Annotated in this window: 14 protein-coding genes and 2 pseudogenes; 13 read left to right on the plus strand and 3 right to left on the minus strand. The window is 68.3% G+C overall.

Annotated features, from left to right (window positions below; all coding sequences use genetic code 11):
• The first annotated feature begins 711 nt into the window (after nucleotides 1-711).
• From ACFY1E_RS29940 to ACFY1E_RS29995, 12 genes and pseudogenes are all read left to right on the plus strand, one after another.
• Entirely contained in the window at nucleotides 712-1,275 is a 564-nt protein-coding gene (locus ACFY1E_RS29940) for a hypothetical protein (protein ID WP_389081090.1), read from the plus strand.
• A gap of 214 nt (nucleotides 1,276-1,489) precedes the next feature.
• Nucleotides 1,490-1,630 (plus strand): hypothetical protein, encoded by a 141-nt coding sequence (locus ACFY1E_RS29945; RefSeq protein WP_389081092.1) that lies wholly within the window; start codon nucleotides 1,490-1,492, stop codon nucleotides 1,628-1,630.
• A gap of 105 nt (nucleotides 1,631-1,735) precedes the next feature.
• Nucleotides 1,736-2,380: a hypothetical protein gene (locus ACFY1E_RS29950; RefSeq protein WP_389081095.1), complete on the plus strand. Its 645-nt coding sequence runs from the start codon at nucleotides 1,736-1,738 to the stop codon at nucleotides 2,378-2,380.
• Nucleotides 2,381-2,683: 303 nt separating this feature from the next.
• A complete protein-coding gene (locus ACFY1E_RS29955) occupies nucleotides 2,684-2,884 on the plus strand; it encodes a hypothetical protein (RefSeq protein ID WP_389081097.1) in 201 nt (66 codons plus the stop codon).
• Between the two features lie 146 nt (nucleotides 2,885-3,030).
• Complete coding sequence (locus tag ACFY1E_RS29960) at nucleotides 3,031-3,744, plus strand: protein phosphatase 2C domain-containing protein (RefSeq protein ID WP_389081099.1); 714 nt, start codon at nucleotides 3,031-3,033, stop codon at nucleotides 3,742-3,744.
• 211 nt (nucleotides 3,745-3,955) lie between these two features.
• The gene (locus ACFY1E_RS29965; RefSeq protein ID WP_389081102.1) at nucleotides 3,956-4,225 is read left to right on the plus strand and encodes a hypothetical protein; all 270 of its coding nucleotides are present in this window, start codon (nucleotides 3,956-3,958) and stop codon (nucleotides 4,223-4,225) included.
• Complete coding sequence (locus tag ACFY1E_RS29970; RefSeq protein WP_389081104.1) at nucleotides 4,222-5,436, plus strand: DUF6573 family protein; 1,215 nt, start codon at nucleotides 4,222-4,224, stop codon at nucleotides 5,434-5,436. Before ACFY1E_RS29965 ends, ACFY1E_RS29970 begins: the two co-directional genes overlap by 4 nt.
• 59 nt (nucleotides 5,437-5,495) lie before the next feature.
• On the plus strand, nucleotides 5,496-5,804 hold the full coding sequence (locus tag ACFY1E_RS29975; RefSeq protein ID WP_389081106.1) for a hypothetical protein: 309 nt from the start codon (nucleotides 5,496-5,498) through the stop codon (nucleotides 5,802-5,804).
• Nucleotides 5,805-5,875: 71 nt separating this feature from the next.
• On the plus strand, nucleotides 5,876-7,396 hold the full coding sequence (locus ACFY1E_RS29980) for a ParB/RepB/Spo0J family partition protein (RefSeq protein WP_389081108.1): 1,521 nt from the start codon (nucleotides 5,876-5,878) through the stop codon (nucleotides 7,394-7,396).
• An 87-nt stretch (nucleotides 7,397-7,483) separates the two neighbouring features.
• On the plus strand, nucleotides 7,484-7,747 hold the full coding sequence (locus ACFY1E_RS29985) for a hypothetical protein (RefSeq protein ID WP_389081110.1): 264 nt from the start codon (nucleotides 7,484-7,486) through the stop codon (nucleotides 7,745-7,747).
• Between the two features lie 28 nt (nucleotides 7,748-7,775).
• On the plus strand, nucleotides 7,776-8,108 hold the full coding sequence (locus ACFY1E_RS29990) for a hypothetical protein (RefSeq protein WP_389081112.1): 333 nt from the start codon (nucleotides 7,776-7,778) through the stop codon (nucleotides 8,106-8,108).
• Between the two features lie 180 nt (nucleotides 8,109-8,288).
• A pseudogene (locus tag ACFY1E_RS29995) lies at nucleotides 8,289-8,489 on the plus strand (ATP-binding protein); the annotation flags it as partial.
• Between the two features lie 16 nt (nucleotides 8,490-8,505).
• Here the strand turns inward: ACFY1E_RS29995 and ACFY1E_RS30000 are convergent.
• The 3 genes and pseudogenes from ACFY1E_RS30000 to ACFY1E_RS30010 all read right to left on the minus strand — a co-directional run bounded on the left by ACFY1E_RS30000 (nucleotide 8,506) and on the right by ACFY1E_RS30010 (nucleotide 11,520).
• Nucleotides 8,506-8,980, minus strand: a pseudogene (locus ACFY1E_RS30000) (hypothetical protein).
• 1,347 nt (nucleotides 8,981-10,327) lie between these two features.
• Complete coding sequence (locus ACFY1E_RS30005; protein WP_389081115.1) at nucleotides 10,328-10,795, minus strand: hypothetical protein; 468 nt, start codon at nucleotides 10,793-10,795, stop codon at nucleotides 10,328-10,330.
• A 386-nt stretch (nucleotides 10,796-11,181) separates the two neighbouring features.
• Nucleotides 11,182-11,520, minus strand: a complete 339-nt coding sequence (locus ACFY1E_RS30010) for a hypothetical protein (protein ID WP_389081118.1) — start codon at nucleotides 11,518-11,520, stop codon at nucleotides 11,182-11,184.
• A 436-nt stretch (nucleotides 11,521-11,956) separates the two neighbouring features.
• On the opposite strand from ACFY1E_RS30010, the gene ACFY1E_RS30015 reads away from it, so the two are divergent.
• Complete coding sequence (locus ACFY1E_RS30015; RefSeq protein ID WP_389081120.1) at nucleotides 11,957-15,589, plus strand: hypothetical protein; 3,633 nt, start codon at nucleotides 11,957-11,959, stop codon at nucleotides 15,587-15,589.
• Nucleotides 15,590-16,281 lie beyond the last annotated feature (692 nt).

The raw sequence follows: 16,281 nt of genomic DNA on the forward strand, positions 1-16,281 counted from the left end.
TTGCTCCGCAATCCCACCAGGAATTCGCTCCGCGAATTCCTGGAAAGCGCAGCTACCAGGGTGGGACGGGATCGTCTCCGGGGATAGAAGGAACTGACACGTACTCAGAAATCCCACACTGTTACGGATACTGAATTCTTCGAATCCTCTTCCCAGAGTATTCCGAACTGACTTCCTCTCAATTCCCCTATCCTCAACAGAAATCGAGAATACGCCCCTCGAATCATTCCCGGCAAACCAATAGCCACAGCCCACGCCGAGCATGGACGCCCCCCCAGCTCCACACCCCGCCAGAACTCCACCTCTCCAGGCCCCCGTTCGGGCCGCCGAGCCCCCACCCCGGCGCGGCGGCGGAGCCGACGCGCAGCAGTCACCTAGGCCGCGCCCGATCCCCGAGGCCGCCGCTCGACCGCCCCCGCCCCCATTCCTCACTCTCCTTCAATCGGTGCGGGACAAGTGGCAGCAGAGGGGATGTCAGACCCCCGGCCATGCGTAGAACCCTTGGTTGACCAGCGGGAACGTGGAGCCGTGCCGCGAGGGTCACGCAAGAGATGTTGCAAGAGAAGGCGCAAGAGTAGCCGGAAGAGAAGACGCAAGAGATGTTGCAGGTTCCGGTGTGTGGGGTGCCCGGACCCGATAGAGAGTGTATTATTGATTTCGAGTTCAGGCGGCAACCTGGCTCAGGCTCAATCACCAACACGAGGAGTTCCCTTGAACACGGAAACCGTTGACGCGGTAAGCCGGCTCACGATCCACCTTGCTGGAGAGCACGAGACCGACGCGCATATTGGTCTGACGCTCATTCCCCTTCTCAAGATCCCGACAGCCATCATCGAATTCCGGCACCCTACCGGCGCACGCGTTTGGTGGGAAGGCTGGTGCGAGGCCGCCGCAATGCTCGACCGGATTTTCCCCGAGCAGGTAGACGCAGGCGAATTGCGTGAGCCCGAACTCACCATCAATTCATTTGTGATCCTGGACGACGCACCCCGCCGCGCCAAAATCCGGGCCCGGAGCGCAGCAGTCAGCCCGGATGGAATCGGTGCCCTGTCCGTGACGGTCGGAGGTCTGACGATCGCGTGCGCGTCCCGGGCCGCCGTCGAGTGCCAGGTGCGCGGGTGGCGCGAGGCGTACGAAGTGCTCGCCCTTGACGGAGGGTTCGGGCTCCCGTCTGCCGACGAGGTCGCCGAGCGCGTACAAGCCGACCACGCCCGCCACGGGGTCAACGAGCTGTCCACGGCCGCCGAGCAGCAGCGGGCAGCCCGGACGCAGTGACGCGCCCAGGGTGGGGCGGTCGCCGGTCGTCCCACCCTCCCGGAGTCACAGCTACCGCAGAGAGGACAGCATGACCGCCACAGGACCGATCAGCCGAGGGCAGCGGGTACGCATCGAGCGCACCCCCACGCGGGGTCTGGCCGCACACGCCCGTCCGAGGACCGCGAACCTGCCCGCCCCGTGGCCAGAGGTATGGGAAGGCACTGTCTTACAAGTGACCTATGACGAAGGTGAGTTGACCGACGTCGAGGTCTACGGCAAGCGCGAGAGTACCGGCGAGACCAAGCGGGTTGGATTCAGCCTCACCCGCAACCCGTTCTTCCGTACGACCGTGACGCCGGTCGAAACGCTGTAACTGCCCACGTCCTGGTGGTGAACCTCCCGGTAAAGTGTATTATTGATTCTGCGGATGAGCGGCAACTCACCCGCCGCCAACTCGACAACCACAGGCAGGGCAACGATGAGCGAGTACCAGAACCACGTACGGCAGAGCCTCGAAGGGCAGAACGTCGACCCGGACCAGGATCTCGGCATGGACGAGATGCGGTGGACTCCCGCACCCGTCAGCGAACCCGTGACGGACAACGCGATGCACGCCGCCGCCGCCACGGCACACGCAATGATCGACCGCGCGACAGATGCGTATCTGTCCCTCGTGGGTGACGTTCTCGGCGACGGGACACACCACCTGGTGGCCAGCTCCAGCACGCCGCACGGTGAGCTCACGGAAGGCCAGCAGCTCACCGTGATCGGTGACCTCCTGGTCGTCAACGAGGCCGCCGCCCTGCGCGTAGCCATCGTGATCGCGGCAGGCATGGTCGGATGCTCCACCGGTGGACTGGTCGTGCGCACCTTCGGCCCCGACGGGTCGGAGTTCGTACGCGGCTGGAGGGTCCGGAACTTCTGGCTTCGACCGCTCACCGCACGGGAGATCCGGGAGGCGTACACCGTCGACACCGAGACGGGTGCGCCGGTGGCCCCGCAGCCAGGTCTTGAGTACCGGCAGGCCGAGCGGGTGCCCCGCCCGGACCAGGCCCCGACGCACGGCGAGAGCGCCAGCCACACCGCGCCCCGAGACAACCGGCCTCCGAACCGCCGCAACTGAGCACCACCCCGCCGGGGCCGGTCGTGCGACCGGCTCCGGCGGGAACGCCCCTGCCTCCCGGTGTGAGCGGCAACTCACCCGGCACCAACCCGACCAGGAGTGACCCGACATGAGCGCGACCACGCGCCCCGCCATCAGCTCGCGCACCCCCCGCCCAGGAGCCGGCCCCGGCACCTGCCGAAGTGCCGGCGCCCACCGCCCCGCTTGCGATCTGCCACGCAACCTGGCCCAGCTCACCACCCGCGCGGAAACGGCTGGATGGACGGCCGCCGTCGAAACGCAGCGTCCGGACACTGCGCCCTGGTGCCCACCGCCCACCAGGAGGCCCGGGAAAGCGTCCTGCGGTGCGTGTGGCGGCTCACCGCCCGGGGCTACCGGTGGGACGGCGCCACCCTGACCCGCAACAGCCAGCGGGCCGCCGAGGGCATCGCGTGGCGCGCCATCGCGGACCTGGTGACCGCTGAGACGCCCACCGCCCACACACAGCCTACCGCGCAGCCGTGACGGCGGACGTTCCGGCCGAGACCGAGTTCACGGCTGCGTCGCCGCCGACCTGACCGTCACCACCGCGCTTCCCGAACCCGCCCCACCGCCTGACCCACGCCCTTCGGCCGGGCGCCACGGCGCCCGGCCCGCCTCCTGGAGTCCTCATGCGCACCCACGCCACCTACCAGCTCATCGGCGCCCGCTCCCACCAGTGCGACGCCACCGCCACCTACACCCACAATGGCGCCCGCGCCTACGTCCTGTGCGACGGCATCGGTTCCAGCGACGAGGTACGCGACTGGACCCGCACCGCCGCCCGTCGACTCGCCCGCGCCGCCGCCCACCGCGCCGACGCCGAAGCTGGCCTACGGGCCGTCTACGAGGACTACGCCGCCGAACCGGAGCGGCAGGACAAGTACGCCCGCTACGACCTGCCCTCCGCGTGCGCCGTCGTGGCCGTCACTGCCCCCGGCAAGCCCCTCACCGTCGCCTGGTGCGGAGACGCCCGCGCCTACATCCTCACCCTGCGCGGCACCCTCCACCACCTCACCGCCGACCACAACCTTCGGCGCGTCTTCGGAGGCAGCCGCAACCGCGTCACCTCCTGCCTGGGAGCAACGGAGACCGACGAGGAGACGAAGGCCGTGTACGGCCACCCCGCGATCGAGTCCGTCACCCGCGGCATGGAGAACTGCCGCCTCCTGCTTGCCAGCGACGGCGCGTACGAGCCCCTGGAGGACTCCAACCGCAGCCTCGAAAGCCACCTCACCGGATCCGCCCAGGCAGCCGCGCGCGCTGTCGCCGCAATGGCGATCGGCCACGCAGGGCCCTATCCCGACAACTCAACCGCCCTGGTCGCCGACCTGCGCACGAGGTGACGCCCACCCGCACCCGAGCCCCGGCCGGTCCGGGCAGTGCCCGGACCGGAGCAGACCAAACAGCACAACCGGGCGCACGAACTGGTCGACATGGACCGGGACTTGACCGAGAAGGAATCGTTCTTGACCACCCCCACGAGTCCACGAACATGGGCCGCACTCTGGACGGAGCGTTCCTCACCCCGGCCGAGCTCGCCGGCGAACCCACCACGTGGTCCCGGGTGACCGGATCATCGACCTGTGCGCGGGCATCGGACGCCTGGCCTGGCACGCCCGAGACTCCTGGAACCGGCGTTGGGTGCGTCTGCCGCCGGGCGGCATCTCGGTACCACGGCTGGACGCCACCCGCGCGGCCCTGTGCCGCCGAGTCGGCCGCCAGGGCCTGACCATCCCGCCGGGCGCCGACCATGGCGCCCGGCCCCCTACCGGATTGAGCGGCAACTCATCCGGCACCAACTCACAGCAGGAGGACACACCATGACCACGATCCGCCGGAACTGGACCAAGCGCGTGACAGAGATCCGCACGGCAGCCCGCACCTGCCACGCCTACGACTCCGACAGCGGCAACATGGTGCCGGTCGACCCGGCAGACGCCTTCAGGGCGTGGGAGAGTATGCCGCGCGCCCGGCTCACCGAGGACACCCCGGGGCAGAAGTGGACGGTTCACGTTCACTCCAACCGGTTCTACGTCCTGACCGCCGAGGAGCCCGCCACCCCGGCCGACGACGAGCCAGCCCCCGAGGTTCCCGCGGCCCCCACCGCCGCGCCCGGCTCCCGCCCCGCCGACCAGGCCGCCGGACCGGCCAACGCGCAGGACCGCAGCGCGGCGCGCACGCTCGCCCGGCACGCGCGGGCATCCGGTGTGCCGGACGGTGACCGCCTGCCCGGTCACCTGTCCGCCCTGGCGGTCGATCTCGTGGGAAAGACCGTCCGCGTGAAGCTCGCCCAGGGCTACGGCCACGAGCGGATCCGGGATGAGTTCGAGCAGGAGCGGGCCGAGGCCGAGGCCTCCGGAGACGCCGGGAGGGTTACGGCCCTGGGGACGATGCTGGAGGTGCACGCGGCGATGGTGGCCGAGGAGGGCACCGCCCCGTCGCCCACCGGCCCCGCACCGGCCGACCACGGCCCCAGCTCCCCTCAGGAGCAGCCCGCCCGGCACCGCCCCGCCTCGCCGCGCGAAGGGCAGGTGAGCCACGACAGCGTGCTGTCCCGCATCGACTCGGTGCTGCACGACGCCGCCGTCACCGACGACGACACGGTCAGCGCCGACGCCATGCGGTCGCTCCCCCTGGCCGACCCGGGCGGCATCATCCACGCCTACACCCGCGCCCGGGCACTGGCAGACGGCGTCCTGGTCGCCGCCGACGCCGAGTTGGCCCGGGAGGCCGGCTTCCGTGTCCCGGTCGCCCTCACCAGCGCCGTATGGGAGGGCTGCGTGGCGTGGAACGAGTGCGATAGCGAGCGGCAGACGCCGCAGGACGAGCGTGGTCGTCTGTGGGACGTGCTGACCATGACCCGCCACGCGATCCGGCGCAGCGGCGGAGGCGGCGGTCGCGTCATCGTCGACCTGCGGCGGGTGCCGCGCGACGGCCGCACCCGGCAGGCCCGGCCGGTCCGGCTCCTCTGCGCCATCGGCCCCGGCGACCACGGCGAACCCGTGATCACCATCATGGAACCCCACGAGGACTGATCACCTGGCCAGCCCGGGGGCGCACCGCCCCCGGGCCCGGCCCGAAAGGACCAGGCCCCATGACGACCCCCGCATCAGTCGCCGACCGCGTCGCCGAGATCCTCGGCGGCAACTGGACGGTCACCGCCGGCCCATGGAAAGCCTCCGGCCACCTGGACGCCCCGGGAGCCGACAGGTACGAGCTCCACGTCGACGAACACGGCGAGCTTTGCCTGTGGGCAAGCCTCACCCCCCTTGGCCCCATCGCCGTGTTCCGCGAGGTCCACACCCCCGAGGACATCGAGGCGGTTGCCGAAGGTGTCGCAGAGGAGATCCGCAGCACCGCGCCCCAGCCGACCAGGGATAAAAGGCCTTGCCCCAACCCCTAAACGGCGTATAATTGATTTCACGGGCAAGCGGCAACTTGCTCAACACCAACCGATCGCACGAGGAGCAATCCGTGAGCGACACCGCAACAACCACACCGATGCAGCGGGTCACCCTGCAGCTCGGCCAGATCCGCGTCAATGAGCACAACGTCCGCCAGGACCTCAGCCTGGACGAGAAGTTCCTCAAGTCCGTCGCGGCCAACGGCGTGAAGGTCCCCGTCGTGGTCCTCCCGCTCGGCGAGGACGCCTACGAGCTGAAGATGGGTCACCGGCGCTACTTCGCCGCCCGGGCCACCAAGGAGACCGAGCCGGAGCAGGACGCGATCGAGGTCCCCGCGTACGTGCTCGACCCCTCCATGCGCGAGGCGGGCGAGGACTTCATCGACCAGCTCATCGAGAACGACGACGACTACCGCCGGGGCCTGACCGAGCTGGAGCAGGCCGACGCTCTGTTCGGCGCGGTCGGCGCGGGCATGAAGCAGGCACGCGTCGCCGAGCTCACCGGCCGCTCCCGCAGGGACGTGTCCCAGGCGGTGAGGACCGCCAAGTCGGTGGGCGAGCGGACCCGTTCGGCACTCGCCGAAGCCGGTACGTACGACCTCGACCTCGAAGTCCTCGGTGTGCTGGGCGAGTTCGACGACGACGCAGACGCCGTCAACCGGCTGCTGGAGGCCTACGCCAAGGGCCGCTTCGAGTTCCAGGTGCAGTGGGAGCGCGACGACCGCGCCGAGCAGCGCGTCCGTGAGCAGGTCCGCCCCCAGCTGCAGGCCGCAGGCGTGCGACTGGCCGAGGACGGCGACACGCTTCCGGCCACCGCCGAGCCGCTCAGCGAGCTGGACGGCCCGGACGGCGAGCCCATGGCCGCCGAGGCGCACGCCGAGTGCCCCGGGCACGTGGCGACCTGGGCCGAGAACCCCCGTGAACCCGGCGAGGTGGAGTACTTCTGCACCGACCCGGAGCGCTTCGGCCACTACCCGCCCCAGGAGGACGCCCCCGAGACGGACGGCGGCCAGGACGAGGAGCAGCCGCAGGCGACCGGTGCGGCCCAGACGTCGGAGCCGTCGCGCGAGTACGTCAAGGCGGGCAACAAGGCCTACCGCGCCGCCGAGAAGGCCCGGCAGGCGTGGCTGAAGGACCTCCTCAGCCGCAAGACCGCGCCGAAGCCGCTCGCGGCGTTCGTCACCGAGCAGCTCCTTGCCTGCCCCAAGCCGGTGGCTCAGTGGGTGGGCGACGCGGGCCGCCGCGACCTGGTCAAGGAGCTGACCGGCTACGACAACCCGGCCGAGCGCGTCCAGTCGGCGAACCCGGCCAAGCTCACCCTGCTCAACTTCGCGGTGCTGGCCGCGACGTTCGAGAAGCGGATGGGCGAGGTGCGGATCTGGCGCACCGACCCCACCGCCCGTTCCGCCGTCTACGAGCTGCGCGAGATGCGTGCCGACGCCCGCACATGGCTGACATTCCTCGCCGAGACCGGCTACCCGCTCTCCAGCATCGAACAGGCCATCGTCAACGACGAGCCCTACCAGGAGGGCGAGCCGGACGCGGCCGACACCAACGGCCAGGCCGACGAGGACACCGAAGACGCGTCCTGATTCGCCGCCCGGGCCGGACCTCACCGGTCCGGCCCGGGCCCCCTCTCCCTTCCCTCTCTGCGCGCCGCCCGCCCGGAAGGCCTCGCCATGCTCCGCTCCGAACTCCGCCTCACCACCTCGCTGTTCGTCGCCCAAGCCGCCGTCAGCAACCACACGGGCCTGATCGCCCGGTCCGGGCTCGCCATGCCGGCCGCGCCGTTCGGCTCCCCCGCCTGGCAGCTGCCCGCCCTTCTCTCCTACCTTCACCGCCTCCACCAGGACGAGGAGGACCCCCTCCCCCGAACGGTGGCGCGCGCACACCGAGCGCCAGACCGGCCCGGTTCCCCGGCCGCACATCCGCTACCAGGCTGACGGCCTGCACGATCCGGACGCGGTGTGCGTGCTCGACATCCAACTCGGCCCCCGCGACGAGGACACCGGCTGGCCCGCCGCCGACCTCGCCGTCATCGAGCAGGAAGAAGGCACCTGCCCTTTCGGGCGCGTCACCCGCCGCCACGGGGCCGAAGCGATCGCCACGTACACCGCCCAGGAACTAACCGCCGAGCACGCGGCGCTCATGGACCGCGCCCGCCAGCACCAGGACGCCTCCTTCATGCGCCTCGCCGAACTGGCCCAGCGCGCCGCCGACTGGGCCGACAAGGTCCGCGCCGCCGCACACACCGACGCGATCCACGTCCAGGCCGACAAGGCCCGGGCCCGCATCACCCACTGACCAGCACCACCCACCGCCGCCGTGGAGGCCTGCGCCATGTCCGAGTTCGAGCCCGTCTCTCCGACCTACGGCCTGTCCGACGCCGTCGTCGCACCCCGACGTCCGGCAGCGGCGAGCGTCTCCGCCGACCTGCCCGGCGGCTACCAGCTGACCCTGCGCACCCGCGAGCGGCGCGGGCCGCTTCAGGCGGCCGAGGAGAAGAACAGCGTCGCCATCGCCTCCGACGAGTCATTCTCCGGCTGGACCAAGACCTTCACCGACCCCCGTCTTTGCCCGGCCATCGTCGACCGCCTCACCTTCGGCGGCAACATCATCGAGACCGGCACCGACTCCTACCGCCTCGCCACCACCCGCGCCCAAGCGGAACGAGCAGCCGTCTGAGCGCAGTCCGCCTGCTCTATCGAACTGGCCCAGACTCATCGACGATCACGGTCGGCTCTGACAGGAAGATATCCCGGTCGACGGGGCCATAGGCGATGTTGAACGTGTCCAGCCAGTACGACCAACCACGGATCCCCAGGGCGCTGGTGAACCGGTAGTTCAACTGCCAGCGGACCCACTGCCCGGGAAGCAGTCGAACTGCCGGCGGCCTGCGCGGCCGAGGCGGCAACCCGAAGAGCGGCTCCACACGAGCGTGCACTCGGAGCCGATCACCTTCGTCCCGCAGGCTGACACCGACCTCGCGGAGGTCTTTCTGGCTCGAACGTGGCTCGAAGCCGTCACGCTCGGACATCTGGACGAAGTGGGCAAACCCGGAGGCCACCTGGGGCAACGAGAAGCCGACCGGCACCGCGTTCCTGCGGGGCATCGGCCTCCCCGCCCCGAGACTCCTTCGTCCAGGACGTCTTGATCCACTGCACCGTGATGTCCACCGCACCTGCCCTTCGCCGAGAGCCTACGGTCAACATCTGCTTGACGTCATCCAGGTTCCAACGCAACTGCCTGCTGCCAGTTCTCAGCAACATTCCACAAGGGTGCAGACCCAGACCGCTCTCCGGAACCGCCTACAAGCGCGCTCCGGTCTCACCTACGCAGCCACCGGGGCTACGGCCGGTTGTCGCGCCTACTGCCAGGGCCGTGGGGTGCACCCGTGTGCAGGCACTGTCGGGTAACCCGGAGGCGGGAATCCAGGAGTACGAGGCATCCAGCGGACGTGAACTGTGCGTCCACTGCTCTCGGTATGCGGTGCACGATTTCTCCTTCTTGGCTCAGGATGAGCACGCTGGCGTCGGTGGGTAGCGCGATTGACCCTGTATCCGGATCCGCGTTGGCTGGGTGCAGGCCGGGGTCAGCGCGTTGCCACTTGACGTGGCCGGAGGTGTCGAGCAGCCGTGTCGTGGTCTGTGGACCGTGAACGGTGTCGTCAATGAAGCGCTGTACCAGGATGGTGTCTGTGGTGACCGAGCACCGGCCGATGTGGGTCACTGGCAGGGCTCGTAGGGCGCCGCGCCCGGGCTGCGCCAGCGAGGCGTGGTTCGCGTCATACAGGACCATGGGGGTTCGCTGCCCGGCCAGACAGGCGCTGGTGGCGGCGGTGTGGCTCGGTTTCGAGATGGTCCACCCCGCAGGTCCGCGGGTGAGGAGCCGGTATTCCGCTTCCTGTCCCTCAAACGTGAGAAGGACAGCAAGTGACCGGTCTCGGGCGGTGAACAGCTGAGGATTACTCCCGGCGAGCGGGTACCGCTGGGACCTGTGGGAGCGACGAATCTCCAAGACCTGGGTACCGCCTGGGACCGTGCGGGCAACGATGGCGTCCGACGGGGCGTCGGCCCAGAGCACCAGCCCGGCTGTGGCGGCCTCCACACGTCGCGCCGAGCCGATCCGCCAGATGGTCGATGAACGCCCAGTAGCGTCGGCGGATCCCGAGCCGACCGCATCCGGACAGCGCCTCAGGCACGAGACATCGGCCGAGCCAGCCATGTTCCGGTCCCTCCAGCGCACCGTACCGTGTTCACCGACTCCCACCACTGTTGCTGAACGCGGTTCCAGTACGAGGGCTCCATAGCGGTCCGCATCCAGGATCACGGGTGCGGAGAAGGCAGTCTCCGGCCCGCCGTCGTTTCGGGGCGAGCTGTGGGTGACCGTCCCGCCCCATGGGACAGCCACGGCGATGAGGCACAGCAGCACGAGGCCGCCGAGCGCCGTCCTGGCCCTTGCGTTCCCAGACTGCCGCCCGCCCGCGGCCGGCATACGCCGGCCGCGGGCGGGCGGCATGGCCGCTAGTACTTGATGTAGGCGGCGCACGAAGGGTCCCGTCCTGTCACGTCGAAGGTCGCATGGCCCTTCAGGTACGGCCTGGAACTGCGCGGGACACGCTTGCTCACGGTCCTGGTCTTCGTCTGGCCTCCCCACACGTCGTCCTGGCTCGTCCACGCCCACACATCCGTGCCGTCACCTTTGCGAAGCCGCAGGTAGACGTTGTTGTGGTGGCCGCCGTTGCGTTCGATGGTGAAGCTGGCGTTGGTGACCCAGACGGTGTTCTGGCTGGCGAAGTTGTACTCAGTGCCGATGGACAGGATTCCGCCTCGGCTGCTGCAGTTGCTGTACTTGCTCGCGGCGGACGTCGTGGTGGTCGCGCCCGCCGTGACCGCCAGCCCGATCGCGGCGATCGATACGGCGCGAACGACCCTCTTCCTTCGTGCTGTGCGTTCCGTGGTCGCTGTGTCGTGGTTCTGACGTGAGGTCATCTGCCATCCTTTCGTTGGTATTTCGCGTCCTGATGCGGAATGGCGGAGGACGGTCCGCCCGTTCGGAGCTCGGCCCGAGCGGGACGGCGCCGCCCACCCCCGTGGGGCAGCAGTTGCTCCGGCAGCGGTGCCACTGTGGCGGCATGTGATCGAGTTCAGCCGACTGGGGATTGAATGGGCAGTCGGCTTTGCCAGCCTGATCAACGGAGCGCATGTACCGGACGGGTTGCAGGAGCTGCTCCAGCGGGTGATCCCACCCGCTCCATCGCGGCGGCAGGGCGGCGGCCGGCGCCGAGCCTGGTACCGGTAGCCGGAACGCAACAGCGCCACCGCCCGGATGCCGATCGAGGCGCTTGCTTCGGCTGGCTACCTTGCGGGGACACCAGTCAGCAGACAACCGTCTTACGGTAGTGCTCGGTGATTCGGTTCCAGGACTCGCTGCGGACACTGTGGTTGGGCATTTTGTGGCAGCTGCCGGTGCCTCCGAACAGGCCTCCTGTGACGACCGCGACGTACATGGTCTTGCCGCAGTAGTTGCTGAGCCTGACGTAGGCAAGATGCGTGTGTACGTGGCGGTGGATGCAGGCTGGCGCGGTCCCACCTGCCGCCGTAATGGCAGCCGTCGGGGCAGCAGCCGTGGCGGCGGGTGCCGTGATGCCGAGGGCGGTCAATCCTACGAGCGCTGTGGTGGCTGCGAGCGCACTGATCCGCTTGCCGGTGCTCATGTCCCGACTCCTCCTTTGCTGCCGGCTGCGGCCATCCGATGCAGGCATTTCGTTCTCCCTTCCTCATCGTGCTGAGCGAGCCACCGGGAGAGCCTCGGGCGAAAGGCTCTTCAGTGGCCCTGCTGCGTTCACGTCATCGAGTTCAGCGGCCCGTGGATTGAATGGGCAGCCGGTTTCGCCACTCGGATCAATGGCCGCACTGCAGGTCACACGCCACTGGCCAAAGAAGGTGCCTGTGGTTTGCCTTCCGCCACGCACCTGCCTAGCGTGGCGGCTCGTCGTGCCGTGTCCACGGGGGACCGGGGGACAGTTGGGGGTGCTGTCGATGGCGGGGCGTCGGGAAAGCCCACTTGACCCTAGTGCCGGGCCAGTTGCGCGCTTCGCGTTCGAGTTGCGCAAGCTCCGCGCGCAGGCCGGCAGTCCGACGTACCGGTCGATGGCGCAGCGCACCAGTCAGGGGGCAAGCACGCTGTCGCAGGCAGCTGGGGGAGAGCGGCTGCCGACCCTGCCGATCGTCCTCGCCTATGTCCAGGCTTGTGGCGGCGACCTGGAAGAGTGGGAGGAGCGGTGGCGTGAGGTAGCCGCAGAGGAGGCTGCTCAGCCTCGCCTCCCAGACGCAGGTGCGGAGCCTCCCTACCGGGGGCTGGCCCGCTTCGAGGCCGACGACGCCGACCTGTTCTTCGGCCGCGACAAGCTCACCGACCGCCTGCTCGAACTGACCCGTTCCCGCCGGTTCACCGCTGTGTTCGGTCCGTCGGGCAGTGGCAAATCCTCCCTGCTACGCGCCGGCCTCATCCCGCGCCTGCGCAGCCCGGGGACGACCGGTCCGTGGCCGGCCGCCGTACGCGTCCTCACTCCTGGGGAGCATCCCCTGCGCGTCCATGAGCAACGGCTGCTACCGAAGGACGCCGACGGGGACACGTGGCTGATCGTCGACCAGTTCGAAGAGCTCTACACCCTCTGCACCGACCCGGCCGAACGCGACCAGTTCATCGACCGACTCCTGGCGGCAACCGATGCCGCGAGTCATCTGCGCGTCGCCATCGCCGTGCGGGCCGACTTCCTCGGCCGCTGCGCCGAACATCCTGCCCTGACCGCCGCGTTACAGGACGGGACCGTGCTGGTCGGCCCCATGAGCCGCGACGAGTTACGCGAGGCCATCATCAAACCCGCCCAGGCCGCGGGGATGATCGTGGAACGCGCCCTAACCGCACGCATCCTCGACGAGGTCGAAGGCGAACCCGGCGCCCTGCCGCTGATGTCCCACGCCCTGCTCGAGACCTGGCGCCGCCGCAAAGGTCGCGCACTGACCACCCAGGTCTACGAGGCGGCCGGCGGCCTCCATGGCGCCATCGCCCGCACCGCCGAAGACGTCCACACTCAGCTGACCCCGTCGCAGGCTGCCCTCGCCCGCCGGATCCTGTTGCGCCTGATCACCCCGGGTGAGGGAATGCCCGACACCCGACGGCCCGCTTCCCGTACGGAACTCGACTTCGGCGACCCCGACGACACCGCCCAGGTCATCGAACACCTCGCCCGCGCCCGCCTACTCACGCTCGAGCACGACACCGTCGACCTGGCCCACGAAGCCCTGATCACCGCTTGGCCCCGACTGCGGCAATGGATCAATGAAGCCCGCGATCTCCTGCGACTTCACCGTCAACTCACCGAAGCTGCACGGACGTGGGATAACCTCAATCGCGATCCAGGGGCACTGTATCGCGGCGCCCGGCTGGCCTCTGCCGAGGAAGCATTCGCCTCCGAGCGCTCCGTTGGCCTTACTCCCGTTGAAAAGGACTTCCTGTCCGCCAGCCGCGTGGGCCGCAGTAAGGAACGCCGCCGACTACGTACCTTCGTTACGTCCCTCTCGCTGCTGCTGGCGCTCGCCCTGATCGCTGGCACGATCGCCTGGCAACAGAACCGTGAGAATGACCGGCGCCAGGAGGAGGCCGCAGCCCGGCGCATAGCCTCCCTAGCGAGCTCACTGCGCTCCACCGACCCCGCATTAGCCATGCGACTCAGCGTTGCCGCCTGGCGAATCAGCGCCAACACGGACACTTCGGCGGCCCTGTTCGCAGCCAGTACACAGCAGGAACGCGACTCGTTTGCCATACCGGAACAGCCGGCAGACGGTAATACCTTTCTGAGCGGCGATGGCCGAACTCTCGTAATTACTGGTGGCAACAGGGTGCGACGCTGGGACGTCCGCACCCGTCGACCCGCCGGATCCTTCCCACAGGTCGATGACGGGCTTGGCATAGACATTTCTTCCGATGCGCGAGAACTTCTCGTCGGCAACCTGCTGCCCAACTCTCTTCAAGTTCGAGATCTGATGTCGGGCAAATCAATCGGAAGGCCATTCCAGCTTGCATGGTCTGATGCGAAACTGAGCCCGAACGGTCGCACGCTGCTCATCGAGGGCGAGAAGTCCGTAGAATTGTGGAACATCCGTAGTCACCGACTACTCCTCAAGCGTCAGATAACAGACCTTCAGCAGGCTATTGTAAGCCCCGACGACAGATTCGTTGCGATATGCACCAACTCGGGCTCCTTCGAAGTGTGGGATGTCTTAAACCGACGACAAGTCCATGCGGCCTGGGTGAAAGTGGCCAGGCAGAGCGCTTGTGACGGCTTTATGGCATTCGGTACAGGTGACCTCCTGGCCATGCCCACGGACGACGGCGTGCGGATCTGGAACACGGCTACCGGAAGGAGGCTGCCTGGCATCTCCACTGATGTTCAATCAGAGGTCACTTTTAGCGTCGACGGGAGGTATCTGGCGGTCGTCGGCGACGGGGACGTCACCCTGTGGTGCATGAAAGGCCCGCAACGTCGCATCCTTCGTTATGACTTCTCTGCAGAGGTGGGTGGGACCCCAAACGCTGTAGGTGCCAGTTCGAACGTAAGGGTCGATGCAAAAGAAGGAGTTGTCCGCTACCTGACTGCGTCAACGGTCAATACCGTCGCCTTTGACACAGGCGCCGACTCCGACTGGCATCGAGACACTAACTACCAGGCGAGATTCAGCCCGGATGGACGTTTCTTAGCTACCGCTCGACTCGACGGAAACACTGTCACGTTCGAACTGCGGAAGACTACCGGAAACCGCCGCACCAAATTGCTGCCTGGACGCTGCCAGTCGGCGGAAGATAGCGGATGCACAGTCCACATGACGTTCAGCCCCGACGGACGAACCTTCGCCTACGGCACCAGCCCAGCAGTGCAGTCGTCTCACCAGTGGCCGGAGCGGATCAGACTCTGGGATACCGGCGAGAACCACGAAATATCATTGTTGGACCTCACCGACAAGGGCCGAAACCCCAGCAATGTCTCTGGCATACTGCTAGGCCCAGACGATCACTCGCTGCTGACGTACCGGATGCGGGCGGAAGGCGAGAGCGAGTGGGAGCAGTGGTCTTTACGCAGTGCGAGCCGGATCTGGAGGCGCACTGTTCCGGAACACGCCGAGATCGGCCTCCCGTTCGGGGACACAGATGAGCCATTGGCGCTGCGGCCCGATGGAAGGCTCCTGGCGACCGTTTACAGCAAGCTGGTTGCGCTCCCGTCCGGCCGATGGACAGGTCGCGCACTCAGCCGCGATGGCGTGCCCACCCAGCTCCAGTTCAGTCCCTCGGGTGATCGACTGGCGGTCGGCGACGACGCAGGCTGGGTCTTCCTGTGGGACAACGAAGGCCGACGACGTCTAGCGCGGCTCGCCGCCGGGACACAGGACGCTGAGGCCGTCTCGGCACTCGCTTTCTCTCCAGACGGTAGCTTGCTCGCCGTGGGAGGGAAGGAGGGAACCGTACGCCTATGGGACGTCGTCTCCGCGCAGCCGCTGGGCTCGACAATGTCAACTGCCAGTGACGCGATCCGAGCCCTCTCCTTCAGCCGCGACGGCCGGACGCTCCAAATCGCCGGGGAACATATACCCCTGCGAACCCAAGCCACCGACCTGGGGCGCGTTGCCACTGCCGTATGCAAGCGGGCCGGCGGGGGACTCACACACGAGCAGTGGGAGACATACCTCCCTGAGTTGCCCTACCGGGATATATGTTGGCCTCAATAGTCTCGATGCTGTCCATCCTGGGAGACGTACGTCGGAAGTGCGAGATCGCCGATCAATAGGGCAGAGACGTAAGGCTGCAGTACACCCAAGAGGTTCTGCCTACTCGCACCACGTCGCCTCATGAGAGAGCTCACCTACCCGCGGGCCCTGCATCACGCGCGGCGGTTCTTGCCGTCGCGAAGGCGGGCCCCGACTCGGCGCGGGCGGGCGATGCGCTCGGCGGAGCGGGACGACGTGGGCCGACATCTGCTCTCGGCCGGAGGCTGCGGAGCGTCTCGGAGCGGCACGGCGTCCCGGTCGAGGTCGACGAGCGCTACGGGCGGGTGCGGGCGTGGGTCCAGCAGCGGGGGCCGGAGCTGCCGACCGTGGAGGAACTGATGGTCACCGCCCCGTTTCCAGGTCCGGGACAAGAAGGTGCCGCATTTCGAACGGGAGTGGGCCGCGCACCGCCGCAGTCGGCTGTGACGTGCTCTGGGTGCCGGCGAGATTGACAGCCACCCGCTAAGAGCGTCATATTGATTACGCGAAACAGGCGGTAAAAGCGGTGGGCGGCGGAAGGCACCCCCTCACGAGGGTGTCGACCCAGGGCGGCAACCCCGGCCGAACGTCCCGCCGACCACCATCACCAACTCGACTCGCCGCCGGCGCGTGAGCGCCGGAGGAAGAAGAGGAGCAGGCCCTCAGTATAGGGC

It is taken from the genome of Streptomyces sp. NPDC001604, assembly GCF_042893475.1.
Classification (GTDB): Bacteria; Actinomycetota; Actinomycetes; order Streptomycetales; family Streptomycetaceae; genus Streptomyces.